17 protein-coding genes and 1 CRISPR repeat array are annotated in these 20,527 nt (G+C 62.7%); of the genes, 8 read left to right on the plus strand and 9 right to left on the minus strand.

Going from position 1 to position 20,527, the window contains the following annotated elements:
- Nucleotides 1-7 precede the first annotated feature (7 nt).
- The 3 genes from BGC09_RS08440 (at nucleotide 8) to murJ (ending at nucleotide 3,044) form a co-directional block, all read left to right on the plus strand.
- A complete protein-coding gene (locus tag BGC09_RS08440; protein ID WP_069803447.1) occupies nucleotides 8-409 on the plus strand; it encodes a response regulator in 402 nt (133 codons plus the stop codon).
- A gap of 500 nt (nucleotides 410-909) precedes the next feature.
- The gene (locus tag BGC09_RS08445; protein WP_052888400.1) at nucleotides 910-1,116 is read left to right on the plus strand and encodes a KGG domain-containing protein; all 207 of its coding nucleotides are present in this window, start codon (nucleotides 910-912) and stop codon (nucleotides 1,114-1,116) included.
- 422 nt (nucleotides 1,117-1,538) lie between these two features.
- A complete protein-coding gene (murJ, locus tag BGC09_RS08450; protein WP_084658189.1) occupies nucleotides 1,539-3,044 on the plus strand; it encodes a murein biosynthesis integral membrane protein MurJ in 1,506 nt (501 codons plus the stop codon).
- A gap of 717 nt (nucleotides 3,045-3,761) precedes the next feature.
- Nucleotides 3,762-5,340: direct repeats of the CRISPR family, unit length 37 nt; unit sequence GTTGCAGAGGGGACGATCCGCACGAGGATACTGAAAG.
- Between the two features lie 304 nt (nucleotides 5,341-5,644).
- Here the strand turns inward: murJ and BGC09_RS08460 are convergent.
- Genes BGC09_RS08460 through BGC09_RS08470 form a run of 3 tightly spaced genes read right to left on the minus strand, consistent with a single transcriptional unit; the run spans nucleotide 5,645 to nucleotide 6,945 of the window.
- Nucleotides 5,645-6,466 carry a hypothetical protein gene (locus tag BGC09_RS08460; protein ID WP_141727695.1) on the minus strand — a complete coding sequence of 274 codons (822 nt, stop codon included), beginning with the start codon at nucleotides 6,464-6,466 and terminating at the stop codon, nucleotides 5,645-5,647.
- Complete coding sequence (locus BGC09_RS08465; RefSeq protein WP_141727696.1) at nucleotides 6,399-6,698, minus strand: hypothetical protein; 300 nt, start codon at nucleotides 6,696-6,698, stop codon at nucleotides 6,399-6,401. The genes BGC09_RS08460 and BGC09_RS08465 overlap by 68 nt, the downstream gene beginning before the upstream one ends.
- A complete protein-coding gene (locus BGC09_RS08470; protein ID WP_052888405.1) occupies nucleotides 6,664-6,945 on the minus strand; it encodes a hypothetical protein in 282 nt (93 codons plus the stop codon). The genes BGC09_RS08465 and BGC09_RS08470 overlap by 35 nt, the downstream gene beginning before the upstream one ends.
- 426 nt (nucleotides 6,946-7,371) lie before the next feature.
- Here BGC09_RS08470 and BGC09_RS23500 point away from each other — a divergent pair, with 426 nt between their 5' ends.
- Together BGC09_RS23500 and BGC09_RS08480 are read left to right on the plus strand one after the other, a co-directional pair.
- Entirely contained in the window at nucleotides 7,372-7,608 is a 237-nt protein-coding gene (locus BGC09_RS23500; protein WP_069803451.1) for a helix-turn-helix domain-containing protein, read from the plus strand.
- 218 nt (nucleotides 7,609-7,826) lie between these two features.
- Nucleotides 7,827-8,066: a helix-turn-helix domain-containing protein gene (locus BGC09_RS08480; protein ID WP_069803452.1), complete on the plus strand. Its 240-nt coding sequence runs from the start codon at nucleotides 7,827-7,829 to the stop codon at nucleotides 8,064-8,066.
- Between the two features lie 92 nt (nucleotides 8,067-8,158).
- Here the strand turns inward: BGC09_RS08480 and BGC09_RS08485 are convergent, their stop codons facing one another.
- Together BGC09_RS08485 and BGC09_RS08490 are read right to left on the minus strand one after the other, a co-directional pair.
- A complete protein-coding gene (locus BGC09_RS08485; protein WP_069803453.1) occupies nucleotides 8,159-9,127 on the minus strand; it encodes a uroporphyrinogen decarboxylase family protein in 969 nt (322 codons plus the stop codon).
- 99 nt (nucleotides 9,128-9,226) lie between these two features.
- Entirely contained in the window at nucleotides 9,227-10,162 is a 936-nt protein-coding gene (locus tag BGC09_RS08490; protein ID WP_069803454.1) for a hypothetical protein, read from the minus strand.
- Nucleotides 10,163-10,775: 613 nt separating this feature from the next.
- Between BGC09_RS08490 and BGC09_RS08495 the strand changes: the two genes are divergently transcribed.
- The gene (locus BGC09_RS08495; RefSeq protein ID WP_052888409.1) at nucleotides 10,776-11,774 is read left to right on the plus strand and encodes a sigma-70 family RNA polymerase sigma factor; all 999 of its coding nucleotides are present in this window, start codon (nucleotides 10,776-10,778) and stop codon (nucleotides 11,772-11,774) included.
- A 184-nt stretch (nucleotides 11,775-11,958) separates the two neighbouring features.
- On the opposite strand, the gene BGC09_RS08500 is transcribed toward BGC09_RS08495, so the two are convergent.
- The 4 genes from BGC09_RS08500 to BGC09_RS08515 form a co-directional block, all read right to left on the minus strand.
- Nucleotides 11,959-12,816 (minus strand): ABC transporter permease, encoded by an 858-nt coding sequence (locus BGC09_RS08500; RefSeq protein WP_069803455.1) that lies wholly within the window; start codon nucleotides 12,814-12,816, stop codon nucleotides 11,959-11,961.
- A 26-nt stretch (nucleotides 12,817-12,842) separates the two neighbouring features.
- On the minus strand, nucleotides 12,843-13,790 hold the full coding sequence (locus BGC09_RS08505; protein ID WP_069803456.1) for an ABC transporter ATP-binding protein: 948 nt from the start codon (nucleotides 13,788-13,790) through the stop codon (nucleotides 12,843-12,845).
- Between the two features lie 462 nt (nucleotides 13,791-14,252).
- Complete coding sequence (locus BGC09_RS08510) at nucleotides 14,253-15,497, minus strand: hypothetical protein (protein WP_069803457.1); 1,245 nt, start codon at nucleotides 15,495-15,497, stop codon at nucleotides 14,253-14,255.
- A 157-nt stretch (nucleotides 15,498-15,654) separates the two neighbouring features.
- Nucleotides 15,655-16,314, minus strand: coding sequence for an RNA polymerase sigma factor (locus BGC09_RS08515; RefSeq protein WP_069803458.1), 660 nt, complete (start codon nucleotides 16,312-16,314; stop codon nucleotides 15,655-15,657).
- A 533-nt stretch (nucleotides 16,315-16,847) separates the two neighbouring features.
- Between BGC09_RS08515 and BGC09_RS08520 the strand changes: the two genes are divergently transcribed.
- Nucleotides 16,848-18,374, plus strand: coding sequence for a phage terminase large subunit family protein (locus tag BGC09_RS08520; protein WP_141727697.1), 1,527 nt, complete (start codon nucleotides 16,848-16,850; stop codon nucleotides 18,372-18,374).
- Nucleotides 18,375-18,755: 381 nt separating this feature from the next.
- Complete coding sequence (locus BGC09_RS08525; RefSeq protein WP_069803460.1) at nucleotides 18,756-20,429, plus strand: HEAT repeat domain-containing protein; 1,674 nt, start codon at nucleotides 18,756-18,758, stop codon at nucleotides 20,427-20,429.
- The last annotated feature ends 98 nt before the right edge of the window (nucleotides 20,430-20,527 follow it).

Below are 20,527 nucleotides of genomic sequence, written 5' to 3' on the forward strand. Positions count from 1 at the left end.
CGAGGCCATGCATATCAGCCTGCTAGAAGATGACTCCGCTATTCAGGAGATGTTACAGCTCGTCCTGCAGGACGAGGGCTACAGTGTCACGATCTACCCTACTGCTGAGGAATGCCTGAATGCGCTCAAGGGTGCCACGCAGGATCAGGCCCCCTCGCCCGATCTCCTGATCGTTGATTGGCTCTTGCCAGGGCTGGTCTCCGGGATTGAGGTGATCCAACAGGTCCGTCGTCTCCCACAGTATCGCTCGCTCCCCATTATTTTGACGACCGCGGCTACGCTGACCGAGCCGGAAGATGCGGAGTTGCAGGGGTTGCAGGTGACGCTTTTGGAGAAGCCGTTTGCTATCGATGATATGGTCAGGCTGGTCCGCGATCTGACGCAGCGCCATAGTCCTTCGGAACGCTAACGCTCCCGCTCCCGTGAGAGGCAGCGCGCGGCGCGCTGGTCTCTTGCCTGGCTCGGCTTGTCTGGCTCGCGGGTGTGGTCTGTGGTGGCTCTCTTCTCTCGCTGATCGATCTCGGGCCAGACTGGCCCAGGCCGAAGGTCTTCAGGCGGCAGGCTGCAGGGTGTTGCTGGCCTCTTCCTGGCCCCGCTCTGTCCGTTTGTCCGGCTGTCTGGCTGGCCAGGGCGGTCTGGTTTGCTGGGCTCTCCGCTGCGCGGTTGGCTGATACGCTCTGGCTAACCTTAAAGAAAGCTGAAACTTTTTGGTAGAGGCGTATTGTTGACTTGTTCTTCTCCCCATGAGCCTGTTATCCTAACAGTAGGGAATGCACCCCGACTGCTGCAAGGCAGGAAGCAAACAAGACAGCCGCAGCGGGTTCGCTGTGGTCTGCGTTTGCGTCACTCAACAGCGACGTTTCACTCGTTTGAAACGCGGAAGACGAAGAAGAAGAAGGAGAGCACAGCATGCAAAATCAGAAAGGTCGTGGTCGTGGTTTCGCATCCATGAGCCCGGAGAAGAAGCGAGAGATTGCCAGCAAGGGCGGTAAGGCGGCCCACGCTCTGGGTACGGCCCACAAGTGGACCAGCGAGGAGGCCCAGGCTGCTGGTCGCAAGGGTGGCTCGATCAGCCGGCGGCGCCCGAAGAATGCCCAGACTCAGGCTCAAGCCTAGCCTGGACTCAGGCGTTGCTGGGGATGATACGGCCTCGTGCGCCGCACTGCTGGGCGCCGCACGGGGCTAGCTGCGATCTTACTTCAGACTGTTCCGCGTCCGTTGGACGCTGGTTGTTTCCTTTCCCTTCTTTTCCAGACTGGTAACGCTACAGAGGCTGGCCGTTCTTCGACGGGCAGCCTTTTTTTTGGGGGCCTGCCAGGGGGCTAGGCTGGCTGTGCTTGGGAAGCCGGGCGCGGCTCCGGACGGGCTGGGACTGGCCGGGAGTACTTTTTTGAGGGTGCGCTGTCTGCTGCCTGGGAGGGGCTGGTATAATCTCCTCTGTACGCCGGAGCAGAGGCGACGAGCAACAACTGTCGAAAAGGAGGCTCCCTATTTCGCAGAGAGCACCACGCCTGGTTGATCCGACAACGGGTATCGCGGTGAGCGAGGCGCCCGGGGCGGGCGAGAGCGCTCAGTGGGAGGTCGAAGAGGAGGAGGCGGCGGCGGGCGCTGGCTGGTCGCTGCTGGGGCTGCGCTTGCCCTTCAGTCTGGCGCGCCTGCGCCCGGGCCGCGGCTTGACCCTGCGCCGCTTCTCGGTAGTGGAGGCGGCCCTCTTGTTGATGCTGGGTATTCTGGCTTCGAAGGGCCTGGGGGTGCTGCGCCAGGCGCTCTTTAATGCCCTGTTCGGGACGGGACCGGAGGCCAATGCCTACTATGCGGCTTACCGCTTGCCTGATACGCTCTTCAATCTGGTGGCTGGGGGAGCGCTGACGCAGGCTTTTATTCCGGTCTTTGTGGCCTACCAGCGCCGCGGCGATCAGCGCGAGGCCTGGTATCTGGCCAGCCTGGTCTTCAATGTGCTGCTGGTGGCGCTGACGCTCCTGCTGCTACTGGGGTGCTGGCTGGCGCCGGCCTTTGTGGTCCATATTTTGGTGCCGGGCTATCCGCCGGCGGTCCAGGAGCTGACGATCCGCCTGACGCGCATTATGTTGATTCAGCCGCTGTTGTTGGGCCTGGGGACGATCGTGACGGCGATTTTGAGTAGTCGTGAGCAGTTTTTGCTGCCGGCGCTGGCAACGGCGATCTATAATGTGGGCTTGATTGCGGGCTTGCTGGTGGCGCTGGTGGTGCCAGGGGTGGGGATTTATGGGCCGACGCTGGGGGTCTTGCTGGCGGCGGCGCTGCAGATTGTGGTCCAGCTTCCGGCTCTCTGGCAGCAGGGGGTACGCTATGTCTTCGCCTGGAATCTGCGCTATCCGGGCCTGCGCGAGGTGATGGCGCTCTTTATTCCGAGTATGCTGGCGGTGGCGGTGGCGTATGTGAGTTCGATTCTGGAGACGACGGTGACGTCGTTTCTGCCGGATCTGGCCAGCCTGGCGGCGCTGCATAATGCTTATATGTTGTTTTATTTGCCGGTGTCATTGATCGCGCAGGCGATCGGTCAGGCGGCGCTGCCGCGCATGGCGCGTCTGGAATTGGAGGGCCGCTATGGGCGCTTGCGCCGCTTGTTCGGGCAGGTGATTGGGTCGTCGCTGGTGCTGAGTGTCTTGTCGGCGCTGGCTTTGGGCGGGCTGGGGCTGTTTGTGATCGATCTGTTGTTTCGCCACGGGGCCTTTGATGATCATTCGGCCTGGTTGACGAATCTGGCTCTGTTCGGCTATGTGGTGGGGTTGCCAGGGGTGTGCGTCGGTGACGTGGTGGCGCGCAGTTTTTATGCCCTGAAGGATGCGCGTACTCCTTTGTTGACGAATGTCTTTGCGCTGCTGACGCGGGTGGCGCTGATGGTGGGGCTGTTCGTCTGGCTGTCGGGCGAGCAGCAGATTCTGGCGGTGTCGCTGAGTTTGTCCGGCTCGGCTTCGGCGGAGGCCCTGCTGTTGTGTCTGGTGCTGTGGTGGCGCCTGCGCCAGCGTGAGCAGCGCGGGCAGGCCCAGGAGCCGGCCCGCTGAGGCTGGTTTGGCCGCTGCACTGGGGCCGCGACGCCTGGTGGAAGGGGGTCAGGATGGCTGTGGGTGGTGACCAGGCGTCGGCTCTTTTGTTTTTGGCTGTGGCTGCTGCGCCGCGGCGGTTTGCTCCTCGGTTCTGGTTTCCTCTGGGCCTGGCTCTCTGACTGGCAAGACGCTGGACCTGGTGGCTGCTCCTGTCTTGCTCCTGCCAGTCAGCTTGTCTCTTTGTCTGGCTGGCTGGCTGTTCTCCTCGGTTGCGGTCACCCGCGCGTCGCGCTCTTCGTCGCCGGCTCCACGGGCTGTCTGGCGCAGGGGCCTGGTTTGGTCGGCGCGGGTCGCCTGCGGACTGGTCTGGGCTGTGGGCCGGTAGGTGGGGTGTGAGGTGGGAAAGTGGGATGGGGTCGCCAGATCCCCCGCGTGATGGCCTCTGTGAGGGCCGCTTTCGAAACTCTCCACGGGCCGCTCAGAAATACGGTGGATTCTGACCGTATTTTGACGAATCTGTACATGTAATGCTTGTAGAATATGCCTATGTTTATTCGTGCTTTCTCGAAACTCGCCCCTTGCGCGTTGCAAAAAACGAGTTTCGAGAAAGGTCGTAATCCGATAGATTTTTGGGCAGGGGGGCAGGGGAAAACGAGGCTCTCAGCGCCAAAAAATGGGGCCTCGATCGTTATAGTCTATGAAAGATGTATCCCGGGTCCGTTTCCGTTGGGCGCGGTTGCAGAGGGGACGATCCGCACGAGGATACTGAAAGTGGAAGATCAGTTTGGTTCTGATGGAAACGTTGTAGGGTTGCAGAGGGGACGATCCGCACGAGGATACTGAAAGTCATGCAAGATGGCGCTTGATGTGCGATATTTGTCAGTTGCAGAGGGGACGATCCGCACGAGGATACTGAAAGGCTCCGCTGGCACACGTGCCATGATGACCATGCCGCGTTGCAGAGGGGACGATCCGCACGAGGATACTGAAAGTCCTGGCCAATCTGCACTTTTGCCACCACTTTGCCGCGTTGCAGAGGGGACGATCCGCACGAGGATACTGAAAGCTCCCCGCAAGTTGCGCCGCTTGCATGTTCTGCAAGGTTGCAGAGGGGACGATCCGCACGAGGATACTGAAAGGTGCCGGCGAGGCCGAAAGCCGACAGGGGCGCGGGAGTTGCAGAGGGGACGATCCGCACGAGGATACTGAAAGGGTCAGATCTTCCTCATGCAGCCGCTGCTGCACGACAAGTTGCAGAGGGGACGATCCGCACGAGGATACTGAAAGCCTCTGCCGGTGCCGGTGCCGGTGCCGGTGCCGGCGCGTTGCAGAGGGGACGATCCGCACGAGGATACTGAAAGGCTCCCCGCAAGTTGCGCCGCTTGCATGTTCTGCAAGTTGCAGAGGGGACGATCCGCACGAGGATACTGAAAGGGCGAGAAAACGGAGCCGCTGTTGCAGCAAGATACGTTGCAGAGGGGACGATCCGCACGAGGATACTGAAAGGTCAATTCTGGGTTCTCTTTGGATATAATACCAATGTTGCAGAGGGGACGATCCGCACGAGGATACTGAAAGTTTCGATCTTCGTGTGTGGAGTTGTTTGAGGTGACGTGAGTTGCAGAGGGGACGATCCGCACGAGGATACTGAAAGCTTTGAGCCGCATAACTACCGGAAATACTACTTGTTGAGTTGCAGAGGGGACGATCCGCACGAGGATACTGAAAGCGTTGAAGAAATCGGCAGCCGCGTTGTCTCTTCATAGTTGCAGAGGGGACGATCCGCACGAGGATACTGAAAGTGGGGCAGGGCGAAGGACACGCCCCAGCTGCTGGAGTTGCAGAGGGGACGATCCGCACGAGGATACTGAAAGCCTGGCTCTTGGACAGGAGAAGGAGGAACAGATCGCGTTGCAGAGGGGACGATCCGCACGAGGATACTGAAAGTTCTTTATCTTGCCTCTCTTAGCGTCTTCTTCCAAAGTTGCAGAGGGGACGATCCGCACGAGGATACTGAAAGAATTCACTGCAGCGGGCCATCAGCAATGATCAGCCAGTTGCAGAGGGGACGATCCGCACGAGGATACTGAAAGGAGGAAGATGAGTTTCTCGACGGGGACTGGCTCACAAGTTGCAGAGGGGACGATCCGCACGAGGATACTGAAAGGAGGAAGATGAGTTTCTCGACGGGGACTGGCTCACAAGTTGCAGAGGGGACGATCCGCACGAGGATACTGAAAGGTTGTTGTTCCATCCAGGCTGATGCCTCCTTTCTTGGTTGCAGGGGGAACGATCCGCACGAGGATACTGGAAGAAAGAAAAGGAGGATACTGAAAAGAGATAAAGAAAGTAAAAAAAAGAGGCACAATATATAAAAAGAATAGCGTATTGCCCCGGGCATCGCCCCCCGACTAGCCCGGCGACAATACACTACATTCCTACAAAACGGCCCTTTCCTCCACTTTGGCGGATACCCACCCACCTCACTCCTTCACTCGCACCATCATCCCCCAAAAAAGAGAGCCGGAGCCGCGCCCCAGCTCGTCACCTGGCACGCGCTCCGACTCCCCAACGGACCAAGTACAGAGCGAAACTCGGATAGAGAGAGCTCGGGTACGTTAGGGAAATGGTATCTTGCTCAAACGCTGACTCCTGACCCAACGCCCTAAGCGCGCCGCTCCCGCTGAGACTGAGGCTGATGAGGCCACCGCTCCCACGCTCAGAGGCCGCGTCTGCACCTGCTCCACCTGCTCCGCTCCTCGCTCGCCTTCCTCGCCTGCAGCGTCAGCCCCCAGTGCGCTCCCTCCTCTGATCATACCCTCCGCCTCCGCTTCCGCAATGCCTCTCCTCATGTCTCGACCAGTGTCAGGACCAGCCTGCCCCAGCACGGGACCCACCTCTGCCTCGCCTCTACCAGTGCCTGTACTGGCGCCTGTACCAGCACCTCTACCGGCATCTGTAGCAGCATCGTGACCGGCATCCGACCCGGCGCCTGTACCAGCACCTCTACCAGTGCCTGTACCTGTGCCTGTACCGGCGCCCGCCTCCGCCAGAGGAGGCAGCGGCACCTGACTCCCATACACAAAGAGCCGAAAGTCGCTCTCGGTGAGCACCCGCCAGGCTTGCCGCTGCAACTCCTCACTGACGATAAATCCCCCGACGACCTCGATCTCCCCCAGACCACAACACGCGAGCCGCTCGCGCAAGACAGACAAGACCCGTCGCGCCTCCTCCCAACTGACCGCTCCCCCGATCTCCATCAAATAGACCGTCCGCAACGGTACACCCGCCCGCCGCGCCAGCTCAGGCGCCGTCAACCCACCACAGCGCCGCCGCAACTGGGCCACCGTCCACAACGGTCCCCGCTGCGGCTCAGGCGCCCCCTTCTGCCGCGCCTGACCCTGGCTCGACCCTGCTGCCGCTGCTGCCACCACTCTCATGACGTAAGTACCTCCTCACACAGCGATCGTGAATCTCCAATACCGCCGTCAGCGCTCGCTCTGATCCCACGTAGAGGCTCAGCTCGTGCCCCAGCTCGCCAATGCGCTGCATACGCGCGTTGATGAAGTCGTGCCGCGCGTAACAGGCCAGGCCCGCCAGACCACGTAAGGCCGCCTCATAAGCACCCTCGATCTCATCAAGCAGACGCGCTACTTCGCTCTCGGCCATCATCCTCGGTCCTTTCTTGCTCAATCACGACAGCCCGCCGCTGTCGCTCGTAGGCCGCCGCTATTTCCTCTTGCGCTCGCTCCAGTCCTAGATGCTCACTCAGGGCCTCCTCTAGCTCGGCCAGACGCCCCATGCGCGCGTTGATGAAGTCGTGCCGCGCCCAGCAGGCCAGCCCCTGCAACCCCCAAAACGCCGCCGCATACTCCTCCTCAATCTGCCGCCGCAGCCTCGCTACCTCACTCTCCGCCATCTCTCTGATGCTCTCCTTCCTGCATCGTTTCTCCTCTATCCTTTCTACCTTTACCCGCTTCTCGCTCGCCACATCTCTTGTCCCCCAGCAACCTCGACTTGGTCGCCCTCTCTTCAATTTCTTGCCGGCTACTAACAGATATAAGCTTATCATAGAGACCATACTCTAGTCAATATAGTATCTAGATCATAGAAATCACCAATTTGTTGCCAACAAAGAAGGAGATAGATTGATGAAAGCCCGCTTCCTCCCTGATACCATCCAGCTCGCAGCTTGCCACACGGATATGATCAATAAACTTACTATAGTTTTTAGAGATAATAATAATTATCTAACTTTAGAAAGATAACATTGAAAACGATACTATAAAGGGACTACCTCGCGTTCTAACCTTTTGTTATAGTAGTAAAAAAGCTGGGCTACCTGATGCTGCGTCTGCGCGTGAGGGAAGTCGCAGATGCAAAGGGCATTTCAAGGACCAGGCTTTCCCAAAGGCCTAAGATTAGCTACAGCGTCATCAAAGAGATCTTTCGCGATTCCTATCGCGTCATCAAGACAGACACGTTGCAGCGCCTTGCTGCGGCTTTGCGCGTGCCAGTGACCGAGCTAATCGAGGAAGTGCCTGAAGAACAGTGGAGGCGTGAGACTGGGCAGACAAGTTAATGCCTGATCTTACCTGTACCTGGGTAAGGAAAGAAATTCTTATAGTCATAGAGCCGGAGTAAGAAGAGAGGAGCAGCGGTTATGAAGAGCAAGGATAGCTGCGTCAGGTTGGAAGTGTTTGCACATCTTTCAAAGATGGGTGAAGCTATGATGATTTCAAAGGCACTGCGGCGCTGCGCAATGATAGAGAAGCTGGCTAGCAAGGGGATAAAAGAGGCATGTTGCGCCTGCGCGTAAGGGAAGTGGCCGAGGCGAAAGGCATTTCGATGAACAAACTGTCGCAGCGCTCCGAAATTAGCTACAACATCGTTAGAGCTATCTTCCATAATCCCTACCACGTCATCAGGACCGACACCCTGGACCGTCTGGCGCTGGCCCTGGATGTGCCGGTGACCGAACTGGTCGAAGACGTCTCCCCCGAGCAACGTCGGCGCGAGCTGGAGCAGATCGGCTCCTAAGTGCGGCTCGCCAGCCCGTCAGCGCCAGCCACCCGCTGGTAGCCGGCGGTGCTGCTCAGGCTGGCGGCGCTCAGCCTCGTCCCCTGATCTCACTACGAGCGCGTCAGCCCCGACGTCTCCAGCAAGCGGCGCGCCAGATGCAGCCACTCCTCCGGCGTCTCATCCGGCACCGAACAGCCATTTGCCAGAATCAGGCGGCGCGCGTTCGTCTGTGAGATCGCCGACAACATCTCATTCTTCAGCTCCTCCTCGCTCCCGCGCGTCAGCGGACCCCGCTCGTGCAATCCGCCCATCAGCGTCTTGCTCGTCAACTGCAGCGCCTCGCTCAAACTCGGACCCGTCAGGCGATCGCTCCAGCTCATCACCTGCACCGGATAATCCGTAAAGCTCTCAAAATAGACCTCATCCTCGGTCTGATCGGGATCGGCGTGCACATGGACCACATTCAGCCAGCCGCCCTGCGCCCCCTCCAGGGCTGCCAGATCGTAGGGCCGACCCAGCTCGCGGTACTCCTCGCGCGTAAAATCCGCCGTCGTCGCCCCCATACACGAAAAGAAAATCCCGCTTGCCCCCGCCTGGATCAGCTCGCCCATCAACAGGCGCAGATTGGCCGCAATCGCCTCCATCGCCCGGCGCGCCGCCTCGGGATGGGCGCGGATCACCTCCACCCCCTGACGCTTGCCGATTGCCCGCAGCACATAGGTCAACGGACTGAACAGCGTCACGATCAGCGGATAGTCCGGCCCGACCCGCTCGCGGATCGCCCGCACACACACCACCTGCTCCCGGAAACTCGGCGTTGACAGATCCAGGCGCGGATGCTCCGCCAGCTCCTCCAGGCGGGCCGACCCATCCGTTGGCAACGGATACGGCAGGTCCGGCATTACCTTGATAATATCCAGGGCAAACTTCTCGACAAAGAACTCCAGCGTCAACTGAGCCAGACGCTGGCCTGACCCCTCGGGCCGGAAATGATGCCAGAAGATAAAGGGCACGCGATCCACCGCCTCCCCGGCCAGGGCCGCGCGCACCCGCTCATAGGGCGTCATTGTCTGAGCCATCGTCACACATCCTCTCTCACTCAAAAAGAACCATCAAGCGCCGTCATCGATCCCGCCCGCCCGTCGGCCAGCCAGGCCAGGCCAGACCAGGGCAAGCGATCACTGGATTATATCACGCCGCCCGGGCAGTGCGCCTGACGCCGTCCCTCCCGAGGGCGAGGACGGCGTCGCGCTCGGCCTCGGAGCCGGCTCCAGCAGCAGAGCCAGCTCTGCCACCTGGCCGGTCTGCAGATCGCGCGCCAGCAAAGCATGCCGGCCCGGGGGCCACTGCGGCAGCAGATGCAGCGCCACCGTAAAGTGTCCAGCCCCATCGGCCTCGATCAAGAGCGGCCAGCCACGTCCATCCACAAAGGTCAGATGCCCATCCAACCAGAAGCGCACCGGAGCGAAAGCACTAAAACCGCTGCCCGCCACCCGCACCGTTCCCCCCACAAAGGGCGAACCCCCATCCAGGCGCACCAGACGCGGACCCGGACCCGGACCCGCTCCCGGACTCAGCGTCGCCGCCGGCGGCGACAGAGAAAGCCCCGGCGCAGCCGTCCCCTGCCAGGCGCGCGAGAGCGGCACACTCGACCGCAGCAGAACAGTCCAGGCCAGCACCGCCGTCAAAACCAGCAGCACCAGCGTCCCCCCGAACCACAGCAGGCGCTCAGCGAACGGGCGCCGGCGTGCCAGTCCCGGCCAGGACAGCCCCGTCTGCTCTCCCCGCAGCAGCGCCGCGGATGTCCCAGAGCGTCGCGACATCCCCAGCCGGCGCAGCGGTAGCGTCGTCACCATCGCCAGCATCGCCCGCCGCGCCTCAGCCCGCGCCGCGCGCCGCTGCTCCAGAGCCGTCCGCGTCAGCCCCGTTGCCGCCTCTCCATCCCCACTGCCGGCAGCGGCAGCCGAAGACCCTCCAGGTCCTGCTGAGGCCGAGCCTGGCCGGGGGCCGCTCCCGGCTGCTGGCTGCCTTCTGACCGCCTGGGCCAGCGGGTGTGTCGGCAGCTCGGCCAGGGTCTGGCGCCGATCAGCCTGCAGCCGGGGCTGAGTGCGCACACGCCCCGCCGGGCGGTCAGGATGCGACCGGGCAGAGCGCCCCGCGCCCCGGCTGCGTAAATTTCCCCAGCCAGCGGGCAGCAGCGTACCACAAAACGGACAACGTCGACTTCTACGAGAGAGTGCACGCGCGCAGCGCGGGCAGAGAGCAGGGCGCGCGGCACCAGACCGATGCCCAAAGACATGCATGGCAAAGCCATCCACTTTCTCAGCCCAATCCACCGGGTGGGGGGCAGAACCTATCAGGAACCAGTTGACGCAGTGACGAACACAGGGCGCCCAGATGGCCTGGACCCGGCCCGGGCGGGCGGGCAGAGACCATCTCTATCGTCATACAACGGGAGCCAGCGACCTTTTCGAGCAGAGGAGTGAGGCGAAGGCCGACCCAGGTGGGGAAAAATCCGCACCACCCTGAAAAAATTTACGGCAAGCGGGCGTCATTTTGAGCACGAAAGCATGAAAGAATCGTCATCGCCGTGCATACTTAGATATTGGCACATTTCTTGCAATAAAGAGAAATGGGGGGAAAGAGACCGAAAAAATTTCGGGTTTTGCCCCGGCAACCAACACGTGGGAAGTGGTTATGAGAGGTAAAGGAGTCAGGAAAAAAACAATGGCAACCAATGCGCGGAGAACATCGAGGAGCGCACGCCGAGCCAAGCATGGATGTCAGGAAGAGCCGGTCCTGGCCTTCTACCAGGACGACGACGACCTCTTTCGTGACGACGACGAACTAGTCACAGGAGAAGACGACGAGTTAGAGGAAGAAGAAGAGGAAGAAGACGAGACGCTAGACAACGCCATTCGCAAATATCTGGGAGAGATCGGGCGCTATCCGCTATTGAGCGCCGAAGAAGAGATGGAGCTGGCGCGGCGAGTCGCCGAGGGAGACATCGAAGCCCAGCAGCGTCTTGTCGAATCCAACCTGCGCCTGGTCGTCAGCATAGCCAAGCGCTACAACACGCAAGGCATCTCGCTGCTTGACCTGGTCCAGGAAGGCAACCTGGGACTCATACGCGCGGCCCAGAAATTCGACCCCTCGCGCGGCTTTCGCTTCAGCACGTACGCCACCTGGTGGATTCGCCAGGCCATCAGCCGCGCCGTAGCCGAACACACGCGCACCATCCACATTCCGGTGCACGTCGTCGAAATGATCTACAAAATCAAGCGCATCACGCGCCATCTCTACCAGGAGCTGGGGCGTGATCCCGAAGCCGAAGAGATCGCACGTGTGGCCCGCCTCAGCAAAGAGCGCGTCGTCGAACTACAGGGCATGGCCGAGAATCCCATTTCCCTGGACGCCCCCCTGACCGACGACGAACCCTATCACCTGGCCGACACCCTGGAAGACACACGCGCCACCGCCCCGGCGGAGGCCGTCACCCATCGGGCCTTGCGCGACCAGATCGCCAGCGCTCTCGAACTGCTCAACCAGCGCGAGCGGCAAGTCATCGAAATGCGCTACGGTCTGGCCGACGGCTACTGTCACACCCTGGAGGAGCTGAGCGCCCACTTCAAACTGACGCGCGAGCGCATCCGCCAAATCGAAGTCAAGGCATTACGCACCCTACGTCAGCCGATCCAGGCCCATCTCTTGCGCGACCTTGCCTGACAGGACGCGGGCAGCAACTTCATGGCGTTCTTCATAGAGCGAGCGGGGACGGACCTGGCGCCGGCGGCCTCTTCCGCTGTCTGGAAAGCAGCGACCAGGCCGCCCGCCGTCCAGTCCCCCCTTGCATGACACCGTATCCCCTCGCGCCCTGTGCACCACCTGCCGTCTCCTCGCTCATTCCTACTTACAGATCGCGATGGGCGAAGCGCAGCATCCCCAGCAGCGGCAGCACCACGATATAGAGGACCACCCAGAGCGCCATCGCCGGCGTCAGCGCCTCCGCCCCGATGATCGGCAGAGTCTGAGCCTGGCGAATCCCGATCAAATCCTGAGCCACCGGCGGCAGCAGGGCCGCAGAAGCCGCATGCCAGAGCGCATCGGCGGGCATCAGCAGCTCAAAGACCGTCCTAATGCGCTCCACCGTCGTACTCTCGCCCGTAATCTGCGTCACCACCTGGGCAAAGCTGGCGATCGGCGTCGCCAGAAAGAGCAAGGCTGCGATCGCCCCGTTCGCCAACGTTGGCAGACTGGCGCTGCCCACCGTCAGCAGGGCCAACAGGCTCAACATCCCCAGTTCCAGCAGCCCCAGGGCCTGAACCACCCCATCGGGCCAATAGCCGGTCTTCCAGTAGATCACCCCCAGAAAGCCCAACTCCAGCACCGCTGTATAGACTGCCAAAACCAGCGCATAGGCCAGCCACTTCCCAAAGACGATCTCCACCCGATGCAACGGCTTCGGCACAATCACCGACAGCGTTCCCGCCTCGATCTCCCCCGAGAGCATCCCCGCCGTCAGCAGCAGCGTCATCAAACTCGACTGCAAATAGACCGACCAGCTTGCCAGCACCGTCATCAGCGCCCCGATTCCCAGCAGCAGCAGATCGAGATTCTCAGGCTGGGCCCGCGTCAGATTATCGACCAGGGCATTGAGCAAGAGAGTAAAGAGGCCCAGCAACAACACCGTCAGCACGACCACCGCGGCAAAGATACGGCGGCGCACAATCTCCTTGATCGTAAAGCGAGCGATGACCAACCAGCCCATAACTCAGCAGCACCTCCTCAGCGGACCTATTGCAGGCTGCGTGACAGCTCGATGGTGCGCAGAAAGACCTGCTCCAGCGAGCGCCGATGCGGGGCCAGGCGATAGAGGCGCGCCCCGCAGGCATGGACCGCCTCCGCCACCTCGGCGGCCTGCTCCTCACTGCGCAGGCGCAGCAACACGCGACAGGGGTCATACTGATCGCGCTCCACCGCCAGCGCCAGCCTGGCCAGCTCTTGCAGCAAGGCCTCGCTCAGCGGCTCCGCGCGCAGCTCCACCAGCAGCGGCTCATCAAACAGCTCCTCGGGGGCCCCGATCTTCAAAATCCGTCCCAGATTAATAATGGCCACCCGATCGCAGAGAGCCTCAACATCGGGCAACTGATGAGAGTTAATAAAAATGCTCGTCCCCGCCTGCTTCAGATCGAGCAGCAAGCTGCGCAAATCGTGCTGACCGACCGGATCGAGGCCCGTCGACAACTCATCGATAATCAGCAGCTCCGGGCGATTCAGCAGCGCCTGCGCCAGGCCAATGCGCTGCAGCATCCCCTTCGAGAACGTGCCCAGGCGCTGACGCTCGCGGCCCGCCAGGCCAACCAGGGCCAGCACCTCCTCGATCCGTGCCCGTAAGAGCGAGCCGCCCATCCCATAGAGCGCGCCATGAAAGCGCAAGAACTCCTCCGCCGTCAGCCAGCGGTGGAAAGTTGGCAGCTCGGGCAGGTAGCCGATGCGGCGCCGCACCTCACGGTCGCCCAGCGGGCGCCCCAGCAGGCGAACCGTGCCTTCGGTCGGCTGCACCAGGCCCGTCAAGATCTTAACCACCGTACTCTTGCCCGCCCCATTCGGTCCCAAAAAGCCAAAAGCCTCGCCGCGATACGTCACAAAGCTGAGATGATCGACCGCCAGCAACCGGTGATAGAGCTTCGTCAGCCCCTCAACCTCGATCGCCGGCTCGCGTCCCTCTAGCTCACCACTCATGAACGCTCCTCGCTCCTCTTCCTCAGATTAGGTCACCAGCGCCTGGATGGATGGGATCACATCCAGACAGATCACAGGTAGCCAGCCAGCGCGATCAGCCGTCTCCCATTCCCTGGCTGAGAGCAGAGAGCAGCGGACAAAAGAAGACCTGGCCTGACCAGGTCTCCTGCCGTTACCTTGCCTGGCTTAGCCAGCCAGAAGGCAAACAGCAATGGATCGGCCAGAAGCCATCAGACCCGCGCTCTTGATGAGTCCTCCTGACGGCTTCTGCCGGTCCAGGCGCTACCTTGTATGACGCCGGAGCGCGCAGCGCGGCGAGCGTCCAATCCTGAGCGGCTGCCAGCGCCAGCGAGCTGGTGACAGCAGGTGGAAAGGCGGGCCGAGCTGATAAGGCTCACGGAGTCGACCCGCCGGCCTGCTGCAACCAGGCGCTGAGGCCAGCCTGGCCTGGCCTACCCTGACCTACTGCAGGCTATTGGCCACCGTCAGCAGCTCAGACCGATCGTGACTGCTCTCACCCAACAGATAGACGCGCCCCTGGGCCTGCCAGAGCACGGCCTCCCCGACCGGCAGATCCGTCATCTTATTGGACGACTCAAGCTGGTTACTGGTCAGCAAAAGGCCCGATTGACCCTGAACCGTCACCGTCTGGGAAGACATACTCGCCAGCACAGGGATGGGCACGGTCCCGCTGCTCAGATCGATCTGGCGTAGCTGCTGCACCAGCGACGGGGGCAGCCCCGGCAGCGAGAGCAAGAAAGCGCGCAGATCCTCCAGCGAAGCCTTGCCGGTCGCCTCGATGGTCGGCGATGGCGTCTGCACGATCACCAGCACCTTGCCACCGCTGCTCACATAATGCGCCTCAACGACGCGCGAGACATGGATCACAAACGTCGCCCCGTCCAACTGGGCCGGGACAGCGATATTCGCATGACCGACCCGCGCCAGATAGGCGCGAGCGCTGGCCGCCCGGAACGTAAAGGTCGCCTGCCCGCCCTCCAGCACATCAAAGACCGGCTGCCGCCCACTGAAAGAGGCGGGCAGAGTGGTCGGCAGCTTCATCGTGAAGCCAGCCAGCCGCTCAGCCTGGGCGCGCGTCAGATTGCGCTGCTGGTGCAGCAGCCCCGACGACACCTGAATCTCACCCAGGTCGCGCAACTGCGGAAGCTGCGACGTCTGGATCGCCTGCTGACTGACCGTCACCGGCTGGAAGCGCTGCACACTGAAGAACGAGAGGAGAGTCGCCGCCAGGCCCGTACCGCTGCTGATCACAAACAAGACCACCAGCAGCACCACCGCTGCGATGACCATCCACGAGCGGAGCAGCACCTGGCGCACCGGTACACGACGCCCCTGCGGCACCTGCACCGGGCGCACCCGTGGGCCGCTCGTCCCCAGCAGGGCCCCCTCGGCGGCCTGCGACGCCCGCTGGACCTCTGGCCGCCTCTGTTCAGCGACCTTCTCAAGCTGGCGGCGAGCCTCCTCACCCTCGGGGGCGGTCACCGTCAGCCCATCCTCAGCCGCCAGGGCGGCGTTGGTCTCTAGCAGCAGCTCCTCCAGACCAGCGTCCGCCCTGGCCTCCTGCAGCAACAGCGCCAGTCTCTGCTCATCGCCGCCCTCCAGGGCCTCCAGATAACGCCGCAAGAAACGCGCCCGTCGCTCCCCCTGGGGCAGCGCATGCTCCGATAAATGCTTCTCTTGCTCCATTCTTGATCGATCCCTTCTCTGCTCTGCTCTTAGGCAACTCTCTGACTTGATTTCCTGCTATCAGTCAGGAAATACCGCTCTTGACCAGCAGTCTCCTTTCACTGCGGCACTACGCGGTTCATGCTGGCCGTACGCAAATGGGACACCCACCTGGCAGCTAATCAGGGGCACCCGGATTGGCGGCCGCCCGTTGCTGGAAGGCTCGCCGCAGGCGCTGGAGCGCCCGATGGAGCCGCACCCGCGCCGCTCCCGGGCTAATCCCCAGATGGCGCGCCAACAGCTCGCGCTCGCAGCCCTCGACCACCGCCAGGCGCAAGACCTCGCGATCCTCCTCGCCAACCAGCGCCAGCAAAGCTGCCGCCTCCTGCTCGGCCTCAACCTCCTCTTCCGGTCCGCTGGTTGGCGCCTGCAACTGATCGAAGATCTCCAGCTCGCTGGGGGCCTTCTCCAGGGCGAGCGCACTGGCCAGGTGCCCGGGCGACAGCTCGCGCTGGCTGCGGCGCGCCTGCTCGGCCTTCTGCCGTCGGATCACATTGAACCCGATCCCAAGCAACCAGGCCAGCGGCTGGCGACCCGGCTCAAAGCGCGCGGCATGGGCCAGCGCCTCAACAGCCACCTCCTGCAAGACCTCCAGCGCGACGGCATGAGCCTCCCCAGCGGGGGCCAGGCCCAGGCGCACAACATAGAATCGCAGGTTCTGGAGCAGCGTCTCGCTGTGCTCGATCAAAAACCTCTCCAGCTCGACTCTGGCCGCCTCCTCCGGCAAAGAAGCGGGCGGCACCGTTGAGAACCTGCTCCGCGCTGGCTCACGCTTCATCCGTTCTACAGATCCTTTCCTGCTACAACCTGCGCAGGAGCCGTCTCGCTCACCTTCCTGTCGGGAAGCAGACAGAAGCAGACTCCTGCTCGCTCACATCATTCTCTTCAAAAAAGCCTGACGCAATGTTACACCGCCAGGCTCTTGCCAGCCCCCAGGCCAGCATGCTATACTTCCTTATAAGGACCGGTCGCTAGCAGCGAACACGAGCCAGCTCGCTGTGCTGGCCGGTCCTTCCAGGCTCCTCCACTCGTGCTGAGCGGGCCAGGCTCTCTGCTCCTTTCTGGCCACGCGCCGAGCAGTCGCCTCCCCCCGATCGCGGCGATCGCAATAGTTCTGCCCTTATCCGGGGCCGCACGACAGCGACGCCCAGAGACCGCAACGCAAGCAGCGAGAGACAGAGCACGCCTGGCCCGCTCATGTGCCTCGCAAGCGCAGACCGGCCCACCTGGTGGTCAACTTGCCTGGCGCTCGCCCCGATCAGTCACACCAGCTCCCAGCTAACTCCAGCCCCAGCCTCAGCTCTGCCAGCCATGCCTGATTGCTCTACGCCTGAGCCACCCCTGCCGCCGGAGAGCGACATCGACCACTTTGCCAGCAGCATTCTGGCGCGCCCGCTCTATCCCTACCAGAGTGAGATCGCTGCCGCCATCCTCGACTCCATCCGCCACGGACGCGGAGACATCTTCAGCGTCATGCTGGCGCGCCAGATGGGCAAAAACCAGCTCTCCGCCGTCCTTGAAGCCTATCTCTTAGCCAGCGTTCCCGAAGGCACCATTGTCAAAGCCGCCCCCACCTTCAAGCCCCAGCTCCTCACCAGTCGCCTGCGTCTGCTCACCCTGCTCCAATCCTCTGCCCTGGCCGAGCGCCTCTGGCGCAGCGGCGACCACCTGCTTGGCCTGGCGCCCGAAGCTGATCCGCAGCTCGTCCGTCGCCACAGCGGGCCGCGCATCCTCTTTCTCTCCGCCGCCCCTGAGAGCAACGTCGTCGGTGCCACCGCCAGCCTCCTGCTCGAAATCGACGAAGCCCAGGACGTCAGTCCCGACAAATTCGACCGCGACTTTCGCCCGATGGCCGCCACCACCAACGCCACCACCGTTCTTTACGGCACCGCCTGGAGCGACGACACCCTGCTGGCCCGGCAGCGCGCCCTCAACCTGGAGCGCGAGCAGCACGAAGGGCGGCGAACCCACTTTGAATACGACTGGCAGGCCCTGGCAGCCATCAACCCTGCCTACCGGCGCTTCGTCGAAAGCGAAATCCAGCGCCTGGGCGCCAGCCATCCCGCCATCCAGACCCAGTACCTGCTCCAGCCCATCAGCGGCGCCGGCTACCTCCTCACCCCTCTCCAGCGCAGCCTCCTCCAAGGAGACCACCCCTGGCAAGAAGAGCCGCAAGAAGAAGCGCACTACGTTGGCGCCATCGACATCGGTGGCGAAGAGCAGCGACCTGAAGAGCAGCTAGCCCTTCTCGGCCAGTCCACCGCACTCCCTCCACGACGCCGTCGTGACAGCACCGTCCTCACCATCGCCGCCCTCAGCCAGAACGAGCTAGGACTGCCCGGCCTGCGCGTCGTCCACCAGCAATGGTGGACAGGCCGCCCCTATCTAGAGCAGTACAGCGCCACCCTGGCCCTGGCTGAGCGCTGGCGCCTGCGCCGCCTCATCATCGACGCCACCGGTCTTGGCGCCGGCCTGGCGGCCCTCCTGCGCAGCCGCCTCGGCGACGAGCGCCTCCTTCCCTTCACCTTTACCCGTCCCAGCAAATCACGCCTCACCTACCAGTTCCTGGCCGCCATCAATAGCGGACGCCTCAAGCTCTACCATCCCGCCAGCGCTCCGGCAGCCATCGCCGGCGAATGCTGGCAGCAGCTACGCCAGGCCCGCTATCGTCTCCTCGGCGAAAGCGGCCTCGACATGTACGTTCACCCCAGCGACGGCCATGACGACTTTCTCATCAGCCTGGCCCTCCTCAGCGAGGCCCTCAACGAGCTGGACCCACCGCCTGCCTCGGCCCTCATCCTGCCGCGCCGCCTCTATCAAAACGAGAGTCTTTTCTGAGGCGGCCCACTCTGGAGAAACCTCCTTCTCCCGCTCCTGCCCGACCTGCTATCGACGTGCGCCCCCTGACGTGGTACAATCCTCACGATAGGAGGGCAAACCTAAAAGGAGAGAGGCCAATAACTCCCCCACCGCACGAGCGGTGACGCCCTGAGCCGGGCCGTACTGCCTCTGCAGACCGCCGGCCTCTGGATGGCAGCGGCGGCCCCAGGCGAGCGGACGAGCGAACGCCAGGGAGAGCCAGCACCAGCCCAACAGTTAGTCATCCAGCAACAGCAACGGGCCAGAAGGAAGCACAGACCAATTCAGAGCGAAGAGGAGAAGCGTCGTCCCATCCCCTCGACCGTAGTGGAGGACAGCGCAGAGAAAAGAGGGAGAGGCATGCCAAAGAAGCGCAAAGAATCGCCATCGCCGAGCATTGACGAAGTCCTCGACGCCATGTGTCACCGCGACACTATCGACCCCCTCCAGATGGACACCTACCTGGAGCGGCTTGACGAAGAATGGGCAGCAGGAGCGCGCGAGAAAGTGCTGGACCTGCTCCGTCGCCGCGACCCGGCGGCCCACTCCACCGCGGTCTATATCCTCTCACACCTGGCTACCGAAGACGACCGTGAAGTGCTCGAAGACTTTGTCACCGACCCGACCGTCAGCGACATCGCCAAGCTCACCCTGGCGCCCGTCCTCAGAGAACTCAACTCCGAGCTGGCTGAGGAGGGCCTGGTCGAATACCTCAACGATCCCGAGGCCGCCATGCTCCAGATGCAGAGCCGCCTTCTGGAGCTGGTCGGTAAGAGCGAGCTAGGAGTCGAAGCCGTCCTGGAAGACGTCCTCAGCATGCCGCTAGAGCGGCGCCTCGGCTTCGTCGACTGGCTTGGGCGCAGCCACGACCCGCGCGCCGTCCATCTCCTCCTGCCCCTACTTGAAAACCAGTCGACGCGGGTCGTCATGGCCACCATCGACGCCCTCGAACAGCTCGGCAGCCTGGCCGCTCCCCAGGCCATCCCTGCCCTCAACCACCTGCTTGCCAGCAGCTCGAACCGCCTGCTCAAACAGCATGCCCGCGCCGCCCTCGGGCGCCTCACCATGCAGGCCGCCCCCGGCACCGAAGCCCAGGCCCTGGCCGAGGCCGCTCGCCCCGCCTACCCGCTCTACGAAGCGCGCGTCAGCTTCATCGATGGCAGCGGCTCCCAGATCATTATGCTCGCCTGGAAGCACTCCGAAGAGACCGTCAAAGGGATCAACCTGCTCTGTCAAGACCAGTGGGGCATCAAAGATTGCTACAGCACGGACGAAATGGCCATCGAACGCTGGCAGCGCCTGGTCCGCGAAATGGGTGACCAGGGCTTCACCACCTTCGGCGTCCCGCCGGCCTACTGCCTGGCCCTCATCAACGAAGCCGCCGCCCTCAACCGCCGTGGGCGCCACAAGCTGCCCATCGCTTACGCCATCTGGCGCCCCCTGCTCTCCGCCGAGATGCAGCAGCACCTGAGCCAGCCCGTGGCCACCGCCCTGGAGCCGCAGCCCTTCACGCCCGAGCTGCTGCCTCTCGTCCAAAAAGGCGACGAACTATTTCAACTGCCCGAATTTTCCTCCTGGATGTACGAGCCGCTGGAGCGCATCCAGCCCTTTATGGCTCGCTACTGGGGCACTATCGAATTCCCTCGCGTCCCCCCGACCAGCGCGCGTGGACGCGGTCGCAGCCACAAGCCAGACCAGCAGCAGACTCCCACCGATCAACGTCAGGCCCTGGAGACTGTTGTAGAGCAGGCCCTGCAGGAACTGATCGACGAGCAGTGGCGCCTGCTCTACGAGACCCGCCTGCGCCGTCAGGGTCAGCTCTTCGCCTTCGCCGGACGGCGGCAGGAAGTGGCCCTCATCCAGGCCGTGGCCGCGGCCCTCCACCCGGCCTCGAACCTCCCCCTCACAGAGCAGCCCTTTGTCCGCGCCTTCCTCAGCCTCTCGATCCGCCAGGGGCCTTTCCGCATGCTCCTGGAGACGCTTGACACCAACGAACTGCAACCGCTGCCAAGCGACCTCTTCCCGCCGCGCTAAACTCAGCCGACTCGGCCTGGCCCGCCTCACCTCGCTTCTCTGCCTGGAGCAGAGGCGCGGGCCGCCAGAGCGGAGGAGAGAGAGAAGACAGCCGAGCG

The sequence above is a fragment of the Thermogemmatispora onikobensis genome (assembly GCF_001748285.1).
In the GTDB taxonomy this organism is placed as follows: Bacteria; Chloroflexota; Ktedonobacteria; order Ktedonobacterales; family Ktedonobacteraceae; genus Thermogemmatispora; species Thermogemmatispora onikobensis.

Excerpts from the sequence above, each read along its gene's own strand:
- BGC09_RS08505 (WP_069803456.1), bottom strand. The coding sequence starts at position 13,790 with ATGAGTGGTGAGCTAGAGGGACGCGAGCCGGCGATCGAGGTTGAGGGG.
- BGC09_RS08445 (WP_052888400.1), top strand. The coding sequence starts at position 910 with ATGCAAAATCAGAAAGGTCGTGGTCGTGGTTTCGCATCCATGAGCCCG.
- BGC09_RS08440 (WP_069803447.1), top strand. The coding sequence starts at position 8 with ATGCATATCAGCCTGCTAGAAGATGACTCCGCTATTCAGGAGATGTTA.
- BGC09_RS08460 (WP_141727695.1), bottom strand. The coding sequence starts at position 6,466 with ATGAGAGTGGTGGCAGCAGCGGCAGCAGGGTCGAGCCAGGGTCAGGCG.
- BGC09_RS23500 (WP_069803451.1), top strand. The coding sequence starts at position 7,372 with ATGCTGCGTCTGCGCGTGAGGGAAGTCGCAGATGCAAAGGGCATTTCA.
- BGC09_RS08500 (WP_069803455.1), bottom strand. The coding sequence starts at position 12,816 with ATGGGCTGGTTGGTCATCGCTCGCTTTACGATCAAGGAGATTGTGCGC.
- BGC09_RS08510 (WP_069803457.1), bottom strand. The coding sequence starts at position 15,497 with ATGGAGCAAGAGAAGCATTTATCGGAGCATGCGCTGCCCCAGGGGGAG.
- BGC09_RS08485 (WP_069803453.1), bottom strand. The coding sequence starts at position 9,127 with ATGGCTCAGACAATGACGCCCTATGAGCGGGTGCGCGCGGCCCTGGCC.
- BGC09_RS08525 (WP_069803460.1), top strand. The coding sequence starts at position 18,756 with ATGCCAAAGAAGCGCAAAGAATCGCCATCGCCGAGCATTGACGAAGTC.
- BGC09_RS08465 (WP_141727696.1), bottom strand. The coding sequence starts at position 6,698 with ATGATGGCCGAGAGCGAAGTAGCGCGTCTGCTTGATGAGATCGAGGGT.
- BGC09_RS08515 (WP_069803458.1), bottom strand. The coding sequence starts at position 16,314 with ATGAAGCGTGAGCCAGCGCGGAGCAGGTTCTCAACGGTGCCGCCCGCT.
- BGC09_RS08480 (WP_069803452.1), top strand. The coding sequence starts at position 7,827 with ATGTTGCGCCTGCGCGTAAGGGAAGTGGCCGAGGCGAAAGGCATTTCG.
- BGC09_RS08520 (WP_141727697.1), top strand. The coding sequence starts at position 16,848 with ATGCCTGATTGCTCTACGCCTGAGCCACCCCTGCCGCCGGAGAGCGAC.
- BGC09_RS08470 (WP_052888405.1), bottom strand. The coding sequence starts at position 6,945 with ATGGCGGAGAGTGAGGTAGCGAGGCTGCGGCGGCAGATTGAGGAGGAG.
- BGC09_RS08495 (WP_052888409.1), top strand. The coding sequence starts at position 10,776 with ATGGCAACCAATGCGCGGAGAACATCGAGGAGCGCACGCCGAGCCAAG.